Annotated in this window: 12 protein-coding genes; 4 read left to right on the top strand and 8 right to left on the bottom strand. The window is 69.2% G+C overall.

The window, feature by feature from the left end; translation table 11 throughout:
• Window positions 1-9: 9 nt before the first annotated feature.
• Window positions 10-870, bottom strand: coding sequence for a DUF559 domain-containing protein (locus tag Q0Z83_RS40020; RefSeq protein ID WP_317788585.1), 861 nt, complete (start codon window positions 868-870; stop codon window positions 10-12).
• A gap of 615 nt (window positions 871-1,485) precedes the next feature.
• On the opposite strand from Q0Z83_RS40020, the gene mdh reads away from it, so the two are divergent.
• Window positions 1,486-2,436, top strand: coding sequence for a malate dehydrogenase (gene mdh / locus Q0Z83_RS40015; protein ID WP_317788584.1), 951 nt, complete (start codon window positions 1,486-1,488; stop codon window positions 2,434-2,436).
• Window positions 2,437-2,476: 40 nt separating this feature from the next.
• Here mdh and Q0Z83_RS40010 read toward each other — a convergent pair whose 3' ends face one another.
• Window positions 2,477-3,070, bottom strand: coding sequence for a hypothetical protein (locus Q0Z83_RS40010; protein ID WP_317788583.1), 594 nt, complete (start codon window positions 3,068-3,070; stop codon window positions 2,477-2,479).
• Window positions 3,067-3,591, bottom strand: coding sequence for a hypothetical protein (locus tag Q0Z83_RS40005; RefSeq protein WP_317788582.1), 525 nt, complete (start codon window positions 3,589-3,591; stop codon window positions 3,067-3,069). The genes Q0Z83_RS40010 and Q0Z83_RS40005 overlap by 4 nt, the downstream gene beginning before the upstream one ends.
• Window positions 3,592-3,916: 325 nt before the next feature.
• Here Q0Z83_RS40005 and Q0Z83_RS40000 point away from each other — a divergent pair, with 325 nt between their 5' ends.
• Together Q0Z83_RS40000 and adhE are read left to right on the top strand one after the other, a co-directional pair.
• On the top strand, window positions 3,917-5,134 hold the full coding sequence (locus Q0Z83_RS40000; RefSeq protein ID WP_317788581.1) for an NADP-dependent isocitrate dehydrogenase: 1,218 nt from the start codon (window positions 3,917-3,919) through the stop codon (window positions 5,132-5,134).
• 131 nt (window positions 5,135-5,265) lie between these two features.
• Window positions 5,266-7,869, top strand: coding sequence for a bifunctional acetaldehyde-CoA/alcohol dehydrogenase (gene adhE, locus Q0Z83_RS39995; RefSeq protein WP_378078879.1), 2,604 nt, complete (start codon window positions 5,266-5,268; stop codon window positions 7,867-7,869).
• An 81-nt stretch (window positions 7,870-7,950) separates the two neighbouring features.
• Here adhE and galT read toward each other — a convergent pair whose 3' ends face one another.
• The 4 genes from galT to Q0Z83_RS39975 form a co-directional block, all read right to left on the bottom strand.
• Window positions 7,951-9,036: a galactose-1-phosphate uridylyltransferase gene (gene galT / locus Q0Z83_RS39990; protein ID WP_317788579.1), complete on the bottom strand. Its 1,086-nt coding sequence runs from the start codon at window positions 9,034-9,036 to the stop codon at window positions 7,951-7,953.
• Window positions 9,033-9,809 (bottom strand): DeoR/GlpR family DNA-binding transcription regulator, encoded by a 777-nt coding sequence (locus Q0Z83_RS39985; RefSeq protein ID WP_317788578.1) that lies wholly within the window; start codon window positions 9,807-9,809, stop codon window positions 9,033-9,035. The genes galT and Q0Z83_RS39985 overlap by 4 nt, the downstream gene beginning before the upstream one ends.
• Before the next feature lie 70 nt (window positions 9,810-9,879).
• Window positions 9,880-10,794 (bottom strand): glycosyltransferase family 2 protein, encoded by a 915-nt coding sequence (locus Q0Z83_RS39980; RefSeq protein WP_317788577.1) that lies wholly within the window; start codon window positions 10,792-10,794, stop codon window positions 9,880-9,882.
• On the bottom strand, window positions 10,794-11,726 hold the full coding sequence (locus Q0Z83_RS39975) for a sulfotransferase family protein (RefSeq protein WP_317788576.1): 933 nt from the start codon (window positions 11,724-11,726) through the stop codon (window positions 10,794-10,796). The genes Q0Z83_RS39980 and Q0Z83_RS39975 overlap by 1 nt, the downstream gene beginning before the upstream one ends.
• 62 nt (window positions 11,727-11,788) lie before the next feature.
• On the opposite strand from Q0Z83_RS39975, the gene Q0Z83_RS39970 reads away from it, so the two are divergent.
• On the top strand, window positions 11,789-13,039 hold the full coding sequence (locus Q0Z83_RS39970) for a WecB/TagA/CpsF family glycosyltransferase (RefSeq protein WP_317788575.1): 1,251 nt from the start codon (window positions 11,789-11,791) through the stop codon (window positions 13,037-13,039).
• A gap of 792 nt (window positions 13,040-13,831) precedes the next feature.
• On the opposite strand, the gene Q0Z83_RS39965 is transcribed toward Q0Z83_RS39970, so the two are convergent.
• On the bottom strand, window positions 13,832-14,443 hold the full coding sequence (locus tag Q0Z83_RS39965; protein ID WP_317788574.1) for a DUF4262 domain-containing protein: 612 nt from the start codon (window positions 14,441-14,443) through the stop codon (window positions 13,832-13,834).
• Between the last annotated feature and the right edge of the window lie 55 nt (window positions 14,444-14,498).

Below are 14,498 nucleotides of genomic sequence, written 5' to 3'. Positions count from 1 at the left end.
CCGCTTCCATCAGCGGCCGGCACTCTGTGGGTGCCGGCCGCTTTGGCGTTCGGCCGCTTCCGCCAGGGCCGCCGACACCGTCGCGACCAGACGACGTGGGTGGCGCAGCACGTCGTCCGCGGTGAACCGGAGCACCGTCCAACCGGCCGTCCGCAGGGCGTTCAGCCTGGTCACGTCGTGACGGAACTGCGCCCTGTCGCGGTGCTGGTCGCCGTCATACTCGGCGATCAGGTCGGACTCCGGCCAGGCCAGGTCGGCGCGAGCCAGGAAACCGCCACTCCGATCATGGATCTCCAGCTGGGGTATCGCGGGTGGCAGGCGGGCGTCGATGAGCAGAAGACGCAGGTGTGACTCCATCGGGGACTCGGCACGCGGATCGGCGATCCTGATCAGGTCGGCCAGCTCGGCGCCTCCAGGCCAGGTGAGGCGTTGCTCGGTCATCGTCCGGACGGCATCCAGCCCGAGTATGTGGCGATGCAGCATCGCATCCAGAAGGCCGAGAGCGCCCGCCCTGCTCAGTCGGCGGCCCAGGTCGAATGCGGTGCGCTCCGGTGTGGTCACCGGGATGCCCTCATGGACGGTCAGGTCGGCCGGCACCAGTGTCGTGCGGTGCGTCACCAGGTGCGGGTGAGGGCGGAACGATCTGCTGCGCGGCAGGACCACGGAGACTCTCGCCTCCCGGATCTCCAACCCCCACAGGTGGGCGGCGCTCAATCCGCCTATCGCCGCTCCGGGCGGCAGGACCAGCGCGGCAGCTCGGCACCACACGCGGTGGTCCAAGCGTGCGTCGCGGTGGATGTACACGTCGTGCAGCAGGCGTTGCCAGGCCGGGCTGCGGAGCATCGGCCTGGTGAGAAAGCCCTCGCTCACGGCGGTGGAGCCTCGGAACGGCTGGCTGCGGAGTTGTTCGGGGATTGTCGGGTGGCGGGGCATCGGCTCAGCTTGGTGGCCGTTGGAGCGCCGTGCTGGTCGCCCTGTGGACGGTCGGGCAGTGTGGACGGGTTTGCGTTCGGGTCGTCCTGGTGCTGGCGGCCTCGCGACGATCGCCGAGCGTCTTTCTCAACCGCCGGTCGTCAGCGAGCGGCACGCCAAGCACCTTTCGGCTTCCGGTCGTCAGCGGGCGGCACCTTTTCCGGCTACCGGTCATCAGCGAGCGGCACGGCAGGAACGCTTCCCGACTTCCGTCCAGCGGCGAGCGGTACAGCAGGCACCCTTCCCGCGCCCGGAAGGGTGCCTGCTGTGCCACTGGGCGCGTGTTCCGGGGCGGGAAGGGTGCCTGCCGTATCGCTGGGTCAGCGTCCCGGGGTGGGGAGGGTGTCTGGCGTGTCGCTGGGTGACGCCCGGAGGTGGGAGGGGTGCATGGGGCACCGCTGGGAAGGGCCCGCCGCAGTGGGTTATCTCCCGTTCAGCCGACCGGCTGGTAATCGGCCGTTAACCGGCTGATACGGTCGCGAAAAGTCGCCCGGACACTGGGAGTGCAGAGCTATGGGCAAGAAGGTAACCGTCGTAGGCGCCGGTTTCTACGGGTCCACGACCGCGCAGCGTCTCGCCGAGTACGACATCTTCGAGACGGTGGTTCTCACCGACATCATCGACGGCAAGCCGGCCGGTCTCGCGCTCGACATCAACCAGTCCCGGTCGATCGAGGGCTTCGAGACCAAGGTCGTCGGCGTCTCCACCGGCCCGAACGGTGAGGGTTACGAGGCCATCGAGGGCTCGGACGTCGTGGTGGTCACCGCCGGTCTGCCGCGTAAGCCGGGCATGAGCCGGATGGACCTGCTCGAAGTCAACGCCAAGATCGTGCGCCAGGTTGCGGAGAACATCGCGAAGTACGCGCCGAACGCCGTCGTCATCGTGGTCTCCAACCCGGTCGACGAGATGACCGCGCTGGCCCAGATCGCCACCCAGTTCCCCAAGAACCGGGTGTTCGGCCAGGCCGGTGTGCTCGACACCGCCCGGTTCACCAACTTCATCGCCGAGGAGCTCAACGTCCCGGTGAAGAGCGTGAAGGCGCTGACCCTGGGTTCGCACGGCGACACCATGGTTCCGGTTCCGTCCCGCTGCACGGTCGACGGCAAGCCGCTCTCCGAGCTGCTCCCGGCCGAGAAGATCGAGGAGCTGGTCGTCCGGACCCGTAACGGTGGCGCCGAGGTGGTCGCGCTGCTGAAGACCGGTTCGGCGTACTACGCCCCGTCGGCTGCCGCGGCCCGGATGGCCAAGGCCGTCGCCGAGGACTCGGGCGAGGTCGTTCCGGTCTGTGCGTGGGTCGACGGGGAGTACGGCATCTCCGGCGTCTACCTGGGCGTGGAGGCCGAGCTGGGTGCCACCGGTATCCGCAAGGTCGTCGAGGACAAGCTGACCGACAGCGAGCTGGCCGGCCTGAAGGAGGCCGCCGAGGCGGTCCGCGCCAAGCAGGCGGACGTCGCCGACCTCTGAGTCGCATCGTGAAGGCCGGGGCCGGGTGGCCCCGGCCTTTTCACGTTGTCAGCGGGGCGGCGACCAGAGCGAGGAACACGCAGAGTCCGGTGATCATCGTGACCGGGCCGCGCGCCTCCTCCTTGACCAGGGCGAACGGCGCCAGCAGTAACGTGACGAGCACGGCCGGGGCAGCCAGGCGCATGCCGTGGACGAAGGCGCCACCACCGGGACCGCTGATCAGGTGGACGATCGGGAAGCCCTCCATCGGGAACAGCGTCAGCGCGGTCGGCGACACCGCGACGGCCGCCGCGCCGATCGCGTAGAGCCATCCCCGGTGCACTCGCTTCCGCATCAGCATCAGCGCCCAGGCCAGCCCGAACGCGGCAAAGATGGTCACCCAGCCGGCGATCGCCATGCCCCGCGCGTCGCCGCCGGTCAGGCTGCGCGCACCGTCGACCCAACCCCGCGCGGTGGTCTCACGAACGGCGAAGAGCAGGAAGTACGCGACACTGCCGGCCAGCCAGACGAGGGCCCCGAGCGTGATCCGCCCGAGCGACGGCTCGGCCGGTGGCGGGGGCGGTGGTGGCGGTGGAGCGAGGGTGGCGCGACGCTGCCGCCGCCGGCGCTGTTGACGCCGGTTGGGCCGGTTCATGACGCGGCCAGGATGACGGCGGCGACCAGGGTCGAGGCGAGCAACGCGCCGACCGGGGCGACCAGCATCCAGCCCAGGGTTCGTAGGCCGAAGTGGTCGCGCAGCCGGTCGTTGGCGAGCACGAACGGGACGGTGAACGACGTGATGATCCCGGCCAGGGCGCCGTTGCGCATGCCGACCACGAACGCGTTGCCGCCGGGGCCGCTGACCGCCTCCGCGAGCCAATAGTTGGTGTCACCCGGGAACATGCTCAGCGTGACGGGCGTGAGGAACACCAGGATCACGAGGCAGTTCTTCGCCCGGCCGGAGGTCAGGATGACCGTCCACACCAGGGCGAACGGGATCATGTAGAACACCCAGCCGGCGGCCGACATGACGGCCGTGTCACCCCCGCTGACCAGTCGGAACAGCTCGACGAAGGCCTTCACCGTCCACCGCCCGGTGAAGAACAGGCCGATCAGCAGCACGGTCAGTGGATACGGAGCCCAGGTGCGGTTCCGCTCCCACCAGGCATAGATCATCGCACGATGTTAGTGGCCCGCCCGGGCCGCCGGGGGGCCGGGACGGGACCGGATGACGTCGTCGCGGAAAAGGGCACCCGTGACGAGCGACACGACGATTCCGGTTGCGTCGGGTACGACAGAGCCGACGTGCGCCGCTGTTTCGCGGAGATTGTCCGTACGCGTACCACCGTGACGAGGTTCGTAATGCTTATCGCCGCGCCGGTTCTTCATTCCCTGGGATGGTAGAGGGGGTCGGACAGGGCGAGGCCGCTCGGCGATCTTCGGCGGGCGGGCAGTACGCTCGTACTGCTAAGCATGTGTTTCGGGAGAGGAGCGCCGGCCGATGGCGAAAATCAAGGTCAAGAACCCGGTCGTGGAGATCGACGGCGACGAGATGACCCGGATCATCTGGAAGCAGATCCGTGAGCAGCTGATCCTGCCGTATCTCGACGTGAACCTCGAGTACTACGACCTGTCGATCCAGTACCGGGACGAGACCGACGACCAGGTCACGATCGACTCGGCCAACGCCATCAAGCGGCACGGTGTGGGCGTCAAGTGCGCCACCATCACGCCCGATGAGGCGCGGGTCGACGAGTTCGGCCTGAAGAAGATGTGGCGTTCGCCGAACGGCACGATCCGTAACATCCTCGGCGGCGTCGTCTTCCGCGAGCCGATCATCATGAAGAACGTACCCCGGCTGGTACCGGGCTGGACCAAGCCGATCATCATCGGCCGGCACGCCCACGGCGACCAGTACAAGGCGTCCGACTTCGTCGCGCCGAGCAAGGGCAAGATGACCGTCACCTTCACCCCGGAGGACGGTTCCGCGCCGATCGAGCTGCACGTGGCCGACTTCCCGGCCGGTGGCGTCGGTATGGCGATGTACAACTTCGACGAGTCGATCCGCGACTTCGCGCGCGCCTCGTTCCGCTACGGCCTGGCCCGCAACTACCCGGTCTACCTCTCGACCAAGAACACGATCCTGAAGGCCTACGACGGGCGTTTCAAGGACCTGTTCGCGGAGATCTTCGAGACCGAGTTCGCGGACAAGTTCAAGGAAGCCGGCATCACCTACGAGCACCGGCTGATCGACGACATGGTCGCCGCCGCGCTCAAGTGGGAGGGCGGCTACGTCTGGGCCTGCAAGAACTACGACGGTGACGTGCAGTCCGACACCGTGGCCCAGGGCTTCGGCTCGCTCGGCCTGATGACCTCGGTCCTGATGACCCCGGACGGTCAGACCGTCGAGGCCGAGGCCGCCCACGGCACCGTCACCCGGCACTACCGGCAGTGGCAGAAGGGCGAGAAGACCAGCACCAACCCGATCGCCTCGATCTTCGCCTGGACCGGTGGCCTCAAGCACCGCGGCAAGCTGGACGGCACCCCCGAGGTGACCGAGTTCGCCGAGAAGCTGGAGCGGGTCTGCATCGAGACCGTCGAGGGCGGTCAGATGACCAAGGACCTCGCGCTGCTCATCGGCCGGGACGCCCCGTGGCTGTCGACCGACGAGTTCATGAACGCGCTCGACGAGAACCTGGCGCGCAAGCTCGCCGCCTGATTCCTGACCACTACGGAGCCCGTCGACCTGGGTCGGCGGGCTCCGTGCTTTATGCCCCCTTCGGGACCTTGGTCCCTTCGGATCGTGCCTTTACGCAGCGTGCCGGCGACGGTGAGTCGCCGAAGATTGAGGTGACGAAGGGGAGTGAGATGAACGAGATCGACGGCTTGGTCGGCAACGCCGCGAAGGCGCTGATCGCCTACGCGGACTTCACCCAGGAGCAGGTCGACTACATCGTCGGCAAGGCTTCGGTGGCAGCGCTGGACAAGCACGGCGAGCTGGCCCGGCTGGCGGTCGACGAGACCGGCCGGGGCGTGTTCGAGGACAAGGCCGTCAAGAACATCTTCGCCTGTGAGCACGTCACGAACAGCATGGCCGGGATGAAGACGGTCGGCATCATCCACCGCGACGACATCAACGGCATCACCGAGATCGCCGACCCGGTCGGTGTGGTCTGCGCGGTCACGCCGGTCACCAACCCGACCTCGACGACGATCTTCAAGGCGCTGCTGGCGCTGAAGACCCGCAACCCGATCGTCTTCGCCTTCCACCCGAACGCGCAGCAGTGCAGCACCGAGGCGGCCCGGGTGGTTCGGGACGCCGCGATCGCGGCCGGGGCCCCGGAGAACTGCATCCAGTGGGTCGAGCAGCCGTCGATCCAGGCCACGTCGGCCCTGATGAACCACCCGGGTGTCGCGACGATCCTGGCCACCGGCGGCAACGCGATGGTCCGGGCCGCGTACTCGACGGGTAAGCCGGCTCTGGGTGTCGGCGCCGGTAACGTGCCCGCCTACGTCCACCCGTCCGCCGATGTGGTCCGTGCCGCGCACGACATCGTGCTCTCGAAGACCTTCGACAACGGCATGATCTGCGCCTCCGAGCAGGCGGTCATCCTGGACCGGAAGATCGCCGCCCAGGCGATCAAGGAGTTCAAGCGGCTGCACGCCTACGTGGTGAGCGCCAAGGAGAAGAAGCTCCTCCAGGACTTCATCTTCCCGCCGGACGGCGAAGGCAAGGACTGCGTCGGGGAGAAGCTCAACGCCGCGGTCGTCGGCCAGTCGCCGGTCTGGATCGCCGAGCAGGCCGGTTTCAGCGTCCCCGAGGACACCTCGATCCTGCTCGCCGAGATCAGCGAGGTCGGCCCGGCCGAGCCGCTGAGCCGGGAGAAGCTGTGCCCCGTGCTCGCGCTGCTCAAGGCCGAGGACGAGGAGCAGGGGATCCGGTACGCCGAGCAGATGGTCGAATTCCACGGGCTCGGGCACAGCGCGGTCGTACACGCCAAGGAGGCGGGCCTGGCCGAGCGGTTCGGGCAGCGGATGAAGGCGGTCCGGATCATCTGGAACGCACCCGCCTCGCAGGGTGGCATCGGCGACATCTACAACGGCTTCCGCCCGTCGCTGACCCTGGGATGCGGCAGCTACGGCCACACCTCGGTCTCCGACAACGTCTCAGCTCTCAACCTGCTCAACATCAAGCGCATCGGCCGTAGGACGAACAACATGCAGTGGTTCAAGGTGCCGGCGAAGATGTACTTCGAACCGCACGCCATCCGTTACTTCCGGGACATGCCCGACGTCAGCCGGGTCACCATCGTCACCGACCACACCATGACCAAGCTCGGGTACGTGGACCGGATCAGCAACGTGCTGCGGGAGCGCCCGGAGCCGGTGACCATCCAGATCATCGACGGGGTGGAGCCGGAGCCCAGCATCGAGACGGTCCGGTCCGGTGCCGCCCTGATGCGCTCGTTCCGCCCGGACACCATCATCGCTCTCGGCGGTGGCTCGCCGATGGACGCGGCGAAGGTGATGTGGCTGCTCTACGAGCACCCGGATGTCGATTTCGCGGACATGAAGGAGAAGTTCTTCGACGTCCGTAAGCGGGCCTTCAAGTTCCCCACCCTGGGCAACCTGGCCCAGCTGGTCTGCGTGCCGACCACGTCGGGCACCGGCGCCGAGGTGACCCCGTTCGCGGTGATCACCGACACCGCCACCGGGCAGAAGTACCCGCTGGCCGACTACGCGCTCACCCCGAGCGTGGCGATCATCGACCCGCACCTGACCAAGGATCTGCCGCCGGTGGTGACCGCGGACAGTGGCTTCGACGCACTGACCCACGCCACCGAGGCGTACGTGTCGGTCTACGCCAGCGACTTCACCGACGGCCTGGCCCTGCACGCGATCAAGCTGATCTTCCAGAACCTGGAGCGTGCCGTTAAGCAGGGTGGGGACGACCCGCTGGCCCGGGAGAAGATGCACAACGCGGGAACCATCGCCGGCATGTCGTTCGGCAACGCGTTCCTCGGCATCGTGCACGCCATGGCACACACCCTGGGTGCCAGTTTCCACGTGGCGCACGGCCGGACCAACGCGATCCTGCTGCCCCACGTGATCAGGCACAACGGCACCGTGCCGGCCAAGCTCAACAGCTGGCCGAAGTACGAGCGCTACATCGCCCCGGAGCGTTTCCAGGACATCGCCCGGCACCTGGGCCTTCCCGCCGACACTCCCGAGCAGGGCGTCGAGTCGTACGCCCGCGCCGTGGAGAAGTTGCGGGACGCCGTCGGGATCCCCCCGTCGTTCAAGGGTGCCGGTGTCGACGAGGAGGAGTTCCTGGCCGCGCTGCCGCAGCAGGCGATGAACGCCTACCTCGACCAGTGCGCGCCGGCGAACCCGCGGATGCCGATGCTGGAGGACATGAAGCGGATCATGCGGAACGCCTACTACGGGGAGTGACCCCGAGGTGACATGACTCGTTGAGATGATGGGGAGGCCTTGTCCCGGGCCTCCCCATCGACGTCTTTGATGCCGCGCGTGTCAGATGTCGCGCAGCCGTTGGGCCGCGGCCTCCGGGACGATGTCGTTGACGAAGGCGCCCATCGCCGACTCCGACCCGGCCAGGTATTTCAGCTTGTCCGCTGCGCGCCTGATGCTGAACAGCTGCAGATGCAGATAGCCCAGCTCACGGCCCTCGCCGGTGACCGCCTGGTGCCACGCCGAGATGTACGGCATCGGCTTACCGAACAGGCCGTCGAAGCGGCGCAGCACATCCAGGTAGAGCGGGGCGAACGCGTCCCGCTCGTCGTCGGTGAGCGCGGGCAGGTCGGGCACCTGCCGGTGCGGGGCCACGTGCACCTCGAACGGCCAGCGCGCGGCGGCCGGCACGTAGGCGGTCCAGTGCTCGTTGGCGGCGACCACCCGTACCTTCGCCTCCTGCTCGGCGGCGAGGACGTCGGCGTACAGATTGCGCCCGGTCTTCTCGAAATGCCGCCTCGCGGCCCGAAGGTAGGCGGCGGTCTTCGGCGTCACCGTCGGGTAGGCGTAGATCTGGCCGTGCGGGTGGTGCAGCGTCACACCGATCTCGACACCCCGATTCTCGAACGGGAAGACCTGCGCGACCTCCGGCAGGGCGGAGAGCTCCGCGGTCCGGTCGGCCAGGGCATCGACGACGGTACGGACACGCGACACCGGCAGCGAGCCGAAGGCACTGTTGTGATCGCTGGTGAAGCAGACCACCTCACACCGGCCGTGCCCGGGCCGAACCGGCACCAGGTCGGTGACCTGGGTGATCTCGTCGGGCACGATCCGGTCGGAGAACGACGGGAACTGGTTCTCGAAGACCACCACGTCGTAGTCCGGCGCCGGGATCTCGCTGGCGAACCGCTCGCTCGTCGGGCACAGCGGGCACGCGTCCGACGGCGGCAGGAACGTCCGCGTGTTGCGGTGCGCGGCGACCGCGATCCACTCGTCGGTCAGCGGGTCGTAACGCAGCTGCGAGGCCGGCGGAGGCGGCGGGAGCTGCCGGGTGTCCTGGAACGACGAACGGCTGCTGCCGGGGGATTCGTCGAAGTAGATCAGCTCACGCCCGTCGGAGAGACGGACGCTCGAGCGGGTCGGGGTCACTGGGGGTTCACCACCACGAGTTCAGGGACGGTTTCCGACAGCAGGGCGCGGGCGTCGTCGTCCAGCCCGTCGTCGGTGATCAGGACGTGCGCGCGGGACAACGGCACGATCGAGGAGATGCCGACGGTGCCCCACTTGGTGTGGTCGGCCAGCACGACCAGGCGCTCGGCCGCCTCCACCAGTGCCCGATTGACATCCGCCTCCATCAGGTTGGGCGTGGTGTAGCCGGCGCGCTCGCTCATCCCGTGCACCCCGAGGAAGAGCACGTCCAGGTGCAGCGTGCCGACGGCGGCGACCGCGACCGGACCGACAAGAGCATCCGAGGGGGTACGAGTACCGCCGGTCAGCACGACTGTCTGGTCGGGCCGGCCGGCCCGGTAGAACACGTCGGCGACCGGGATCGAATTGGTCACCACGGTCAGCGCCGGGACGTCGACCAGGCGCTGCGCCAGCTCCGCGGTCGTGGTGCCGGCCGACAGCGCGATGGCGTCGCCGGGGGAGACCAGGGCGGCGGCGCGCTGGGCGATCGCCGCCTTCTCCCCGCGCTCGCGCACCGACTTCGCGGTGAAGCCGGGCTCGTGGGCCGAACCGGGACTGACGGTGGTCGCCCCACCATGTACCTTCGCGAGCAACCCGCGCTCGGCGAGTGCCTCGAGGTCGCGCCGGATCGTCATGTCGGAGACGCTGAACTCGTTGGCCAGCTCGGTGACCCGGACGCCGCCGGAGGCGCGCACCCGGTCGAGGATCGCAGCCTGTCTCTGCTGTGCCAGCATCAGTTGGACCGCACTATTTCGAACACACTCGAACAGTACCGCGTGATCGGGTGCGTGCGAAAGGGTGAGTTCAGATACCCCGTCCTCGCTTGTGCAGCGCTGAAAGGACGTTCTCCACCTTGACCGCTCCGGTCATCGCCGCCAAGGCGATGGCCGCACGAGGTTCCCGCCAATTCGCCCGCACCGCCTCCCGGGTGTACCGCCAGGCGGCGCCCCGATTGCCGGACGCCGCCGACCAGCACGCCAGCTGACCGTAGACCCGGGCCGCGCCCGGCCGACAGCCGCTGATCTCCGGGTGCCGTTGCATCATCCAGCGCAACGACGAGATCTTGGTGGCGTACTCGTACGCGTAGTGCGAAGTACGGCCCCACAGCACCCGGACCAGCGGCTCGTCCAAATGCACGATCGGCGCGCGGCGGGCCGCCCTGAGCAGAAGATCCCAATCCTCGTTCTGGCTACCCGGTGCGTCCTCGGCGACCAGCCCGATCCGCTCCGGATCGAGCGCCTCCCGCCGGATCAGGAACGACGAAGAGTGCAGCATCGACATCCGCGAACGGGCCAGATCGTCCACCGTCACCCGAGGCCGGCCGGCCAACCGCGAGGTGCACCTTCCCTCGTACTCCACCTCGATCGCACATGTGGCGAACTCGGCCTCCGGCTCGGCCAGCAGCGCGGCCACCTGGCGGCGTAACTTGTCCGGCCGCCACTGGTCGTCGTCATCACAGAAGGCCATCAGCTCGGTGTCCAGCGCCAGCAGTCCGGTGTTCCGGGCGCCGGCCAGGCCCGAGGCCCGCCAATTCGTCAACACCAGCACGGGTACGCCGTCCGTCGACGCCAGCAGGTAGTCGGGTTCGGTCTGGTCGTACACCACCACGATCTTCAACTCGCCCGGATAGCGCTGGGCGCGAACCGCCGCGATCGAGCGGCGCACCAGTTCGGGACGGTTCCGGGTGGGGATCACTACCCCTACCGACGGCCAGTTCATCACGCCTCCGATGTGATGTTGAGCGGGTAGCCGTACGCCCGGAGAAGGGGTCCGCAGACCGCGCCCACCAGCCTGCGCTGCGCCCGCGGTAGGGCGGCGACCCAGGCATCGTCCCTGCGCAGCGGCAGGCGGCCCACCGTGAACCGCATCGGATTGCCCGCCGCGCTGTGCCCGGCCCGCAGGTCCGCGTGGCCGCGCCGGAGGAACTCCAGGTCCTCCGGGTGCAGCGGGATCCCGGCGAAGTCGGCCAGCCGGATCAGGCCGGCCCGCGGGTCGGCGAGGAACTCCTCGTAGCGGATCCGCCGAACCGGCACGCCACGCCGGGCGAGCAGGCCGAACGCGGCGTTGTGGGCGTTCCAGAGCAACGCTGAACGGCCTGGGGAGTAGCGGGTCATCTCGTCCGTGCCGTCGGTCTCCGGCCGGGTCACCGTCTTGGTCCACGAGTAGGCCACCCCGCGGGCGTCCCGGACCACATGCACCACTTTCAGGTCGACGTCGTCGGCCCAGCGCAGCACGTGGGCCAGCGCCGAATGCTTGGAGGAGTCGATCACCACGCGGGCGCCGGCGGCCTCGGCGGCGGCGGTGTAGACCCGGGCGTAGTAGGACGCGTACTCGCGCACCTCGTCGGAGGCGGCGTTCGCCGAGGCCAGCCGGGGGATGTGCCGGGTTCGCTCGACCGCGTCGCGGAGCGCGCGCACCCGGTCCACGTCGACGTTCGCCCAGCCGTTGAAGGCCAGTTCGCCGACCCGTCTCCAGAATTCGCAACCGGAGAACCGGTCTCCGCAACCGCAACGTTCGTCGTCTCGGACGTCGCGTTGCCAGAGATGGACGACTTCACCGAGAGCGCAGATGCCGGGCAGTTCACCGAGTAGACGTTCAACGAGAGTCGTACCGCTTCGTCCGAATCCACCCAGAAACAGCACTTGTGCCACTTTGGCCCACCTTTGCTCGTTTCGCTCTGGTAACGAGTGAATCAGGCAAAAGGAGGCGCTAGGTGGCTATCGAGGCTTTCGAGCGTGTGCACCTTGATGGCACCGGCATCGACCGCATCACCGAGGACGAAGTCGTCGCAGTGGTCCGCGAATCGCTGGCCCGCGGCCGGGGCGGCCGGATCATCACCCCGAACGTCGACATCCTCCGCCGAGTCGCCGCCGACCCCGGCGCCCGCCGGCACCTGGACGACGCCGACCTGATCGTCGCCGACGGCATGCCCCTGATCTGGGCCAGCCGCCTCGGCGGGGTGCCCCTCCCCGAACGGGTCGCCGGAAGCAGCCTGATCTGGTCCCTCTCCGAGGGCCTGGGCCGAGATGCCCGGTCCGTCTTCGTGGTCGGCGGGGCTCCCGCCGGTCGGCCCTCCGCGCCATCGGGGAATCCGGGCGCACCTGTCTCGCGAACCTCCACAGGATCGCGGTCGGCCGACGAGGGCGGCGGCGCGCGAACCGTGGCGAAGGTCCGAGGTGCCAAAAAATCCGACAAGCCGGGCGTCGGCAGGGCGGGTGGTGCCGGGAAGTCCGACAAGTCGGGCGTCGGCAGGGCAGGTGGTGCCGGGAAGTCCGATAAGTCTGACAAGTCCCGCGCGGGCAGGGCGGGTGGTGCCGGGAAGTCCGACAAGTCCGGCGTTGGCAGGGCAGGTGGTGCCGGGAAGTCTGACAAGTCCCGCGTCGGCAAGGCCGGGGGTGCCGGGAAACCCGACAAGTCCGGTGTCAGTGAGGTCGGTGGTGCCCGGAAATCTGACAAGCCCGGTGTCAGTTCGGCTGCGGTCAAAGCGGCGCTCAGTGCCGCGGCCGCCGCGAAGGCCGCCCGCGTGGCCGGCCGGGACGGGGCGGCCCGGGCCGCCGCCCGACTCGCCGAAGCGTTCCCCGACCTGCGGATCGCCGGCACCCTCAGCCCAGAGTTCGGCTTCGAGGAGGACGAGACCACCTACGCCGACTTCTGCGCCACGGTCGTCGCGGCCCGCCCCGACCTGGTCTTTGTCGGGCTCGGCTTCCCCAAACAGGAACTGGTCATCGAACGCCTCCGCCCCGAACTGCCGGGCACCTGGTTCGTCGGTTGCGGCGCCGCGGTCAACTTCGTGGCAGGCGACATCGAACGGGCCCCCCGCTGGATGCAGCGAACCGGCCTCGAATGGGCCCACCGCCTCGGCGTCGAGCCCCGCCGCCTGGCCGGCCGATACCTGCGCCACGACGCCCCCTACGCCCTCCGCCTCCTGGCTCGAGCCCCCCGCCGCCGAGCCCGCCGCCCCTGACCCCGGGAACCCTCGTGACGCTCACCCGCTGTCGAAGGGGACATGAAAGCGATCGCCGCCGTCCGCCTGCGGCCCGTGGGACGATCGCGGTTGTTCGCCTGCGGCCCGTGGGGCGATCGCGGTTGTTCGCCGTGGGGCGATCGCGGTTGTTCGCCCGCGGGCCGTGGGGCGATCGCGGTCGTCTGCCCGCAGGCCGCGGCTGGGCCCGTGAGCCCACAGGCAGATGCCCGTGGCGCCCTCCCGCCGATTGTGTCTGTTGAGGTGGGGGTGGCTGGTTGTGGGTGCTGTTTTGGGAGGGTTGCGGCAGCACTCACGACCAGTCGGTTTTTCGGTCATGCGGAAGATCGGCCAGAAAGTGGACCGCAGGGATCGGCCGTCGGGTGGCGGGTCGCGTGGGCTCCTCCTTCGCCTCGGGGCCGGCGGCGCGAAAGCGAAGCGCCGGGAGCAGCGGTCTGCGACCGCCTGTCGAGGCCGCCGATCCGGGCGCGACGTCGATGACTCGAGCAGTCGATGGAGTCGGCGTGACGCCAGTGCCCCGAGCAGCCGCGGTGGTGAGCGGGATCGCAGCGGCGGCTGCGGTGGTGAGCGGGGTCGCAACGGTGGGTGCGGTGGCGAGTGGGATCGCAGCGGTGGGTGCGGCGTTGGCCCAGGCGGGCGGAACGGCCCGAGCGGGCGGAACGGCCGGGGCGGGCGGAACCGCCGGGGCGGGCGGAACGGCCCGGGCGGCCTGGATGGGCGGAACGGCCGGGGTGGGTGGGGCGGTGAACAGCAGGATGGTGGGCATCTCAGTCCTCACGGTTGCCCTCCCTCGCCGCCCGGCGACGGAGGTGGGGTGAACGGGAAGTCGTGTCGGCGGGACCGGGCCGCCCGGTGGCGCTGGGCCCGTCGCTGCTGGGCGCCGGGCAGGCCGCGGGGCATGCCGCAGCGACGACCGGCCCGGGTGAGCGGGACGCCGATCGTCGGCTGCGGGTAGTCGAAGGCGTCGTAACCGCTCTGCCAGGGGAACCGGTCGGCCGGATCAGGCCAGGCCAGCTGCAGGAGCCGGACCCGGTCGTCGCCGTAGCGCATCAGCGCCGCCCCGGGGAACAGGGTCTCCGAGATCTCACCGGACACCACCCGGACCTCCTGCCCGTTGAGCAGGCCGCGCAGCCGGTGCCCGTGGCGCAGCAGCAGACCCTCGTCGCAGACCCGGCCGGCCACCTCGTTGAGCAGCACGTGCCCGGTCTCCGGTGGCAGGCCGGCGATGGTCAGCTCGGGAAACCCGTAACCGGTGAGGCCCACGGTGTACGCGAAGGCCACCGTGTCGGGAGGGTCGTCGTCGGTGGGCACGACGTGCACGACGGCCCACCCGAATTTCTCGATGATCTCGCTCTGCTCGTCGAAGAAGTCGTCGAGGTAGGACACCGCGGACACCCCCGTTGGGCTCGGCCTGGCTGACTGAGCTCACTATGGAACACAC

The organism is Actinoplanes sichuanensis (assembly GCF_033097365.1).
Classification (GTDB): domain Bacteria; phylum Actinomycetota; class Actinomycetes; order Mycobacteriales; family Micromonosporaceae; genus Actinoplanes; species Actinoplanes sichuanensis.
The sequence above is the reverse complement of the archived record's forward strand: the minus strand, read 5'-3'. Positions and strand labels throughout refer to the sequence as shown.

Coding starts and splice junctions, on each gene's coding strand:
- mdh (WP_317788584.1), top strand. CDS start 1,486: ATGGGCAAGAAGGTAACCGTCGTAGGCGCCGGTTTCTACGGGTCCACG.
- Q0Z83_RS39980 (WP_317788577.1), bottom strand. CDS start 10,794: ATGAACTGGCCGTCGGTAGGGGTAGTGATCCCCACCCGGAACCGTCCC.
- Q0Z83_RS39985 (WP_317788578.1), bottom strand. CDS start 9,809: ATGCTGGCACAGCAGAGACAGGCTGCGATCCTCGACCGGGTGCGCGCC.
- Q0Z83_RS40010 (WP_317788583.1), bottom strand. CDS start 3,070: ATGAACCGGCCCAACCGGCGTCAACAGCGCCGGCGGCGGCAGCGTCGC.
- Q0Z83_RS40005 (WP_317788582.1), bottom strand. CDS start 3,591: ATGATCTATGCCTGGTGGGAGCGGAACCGCACCTGGGCTCCGTATCCA.
- Q0Z83_RS40000 (WP_317788581.1), top strand. CDS start 3,917: ATGGCGAAAATCAAGGTCAAGAACCCGGTCGTGGAGATCGACGGCGAC.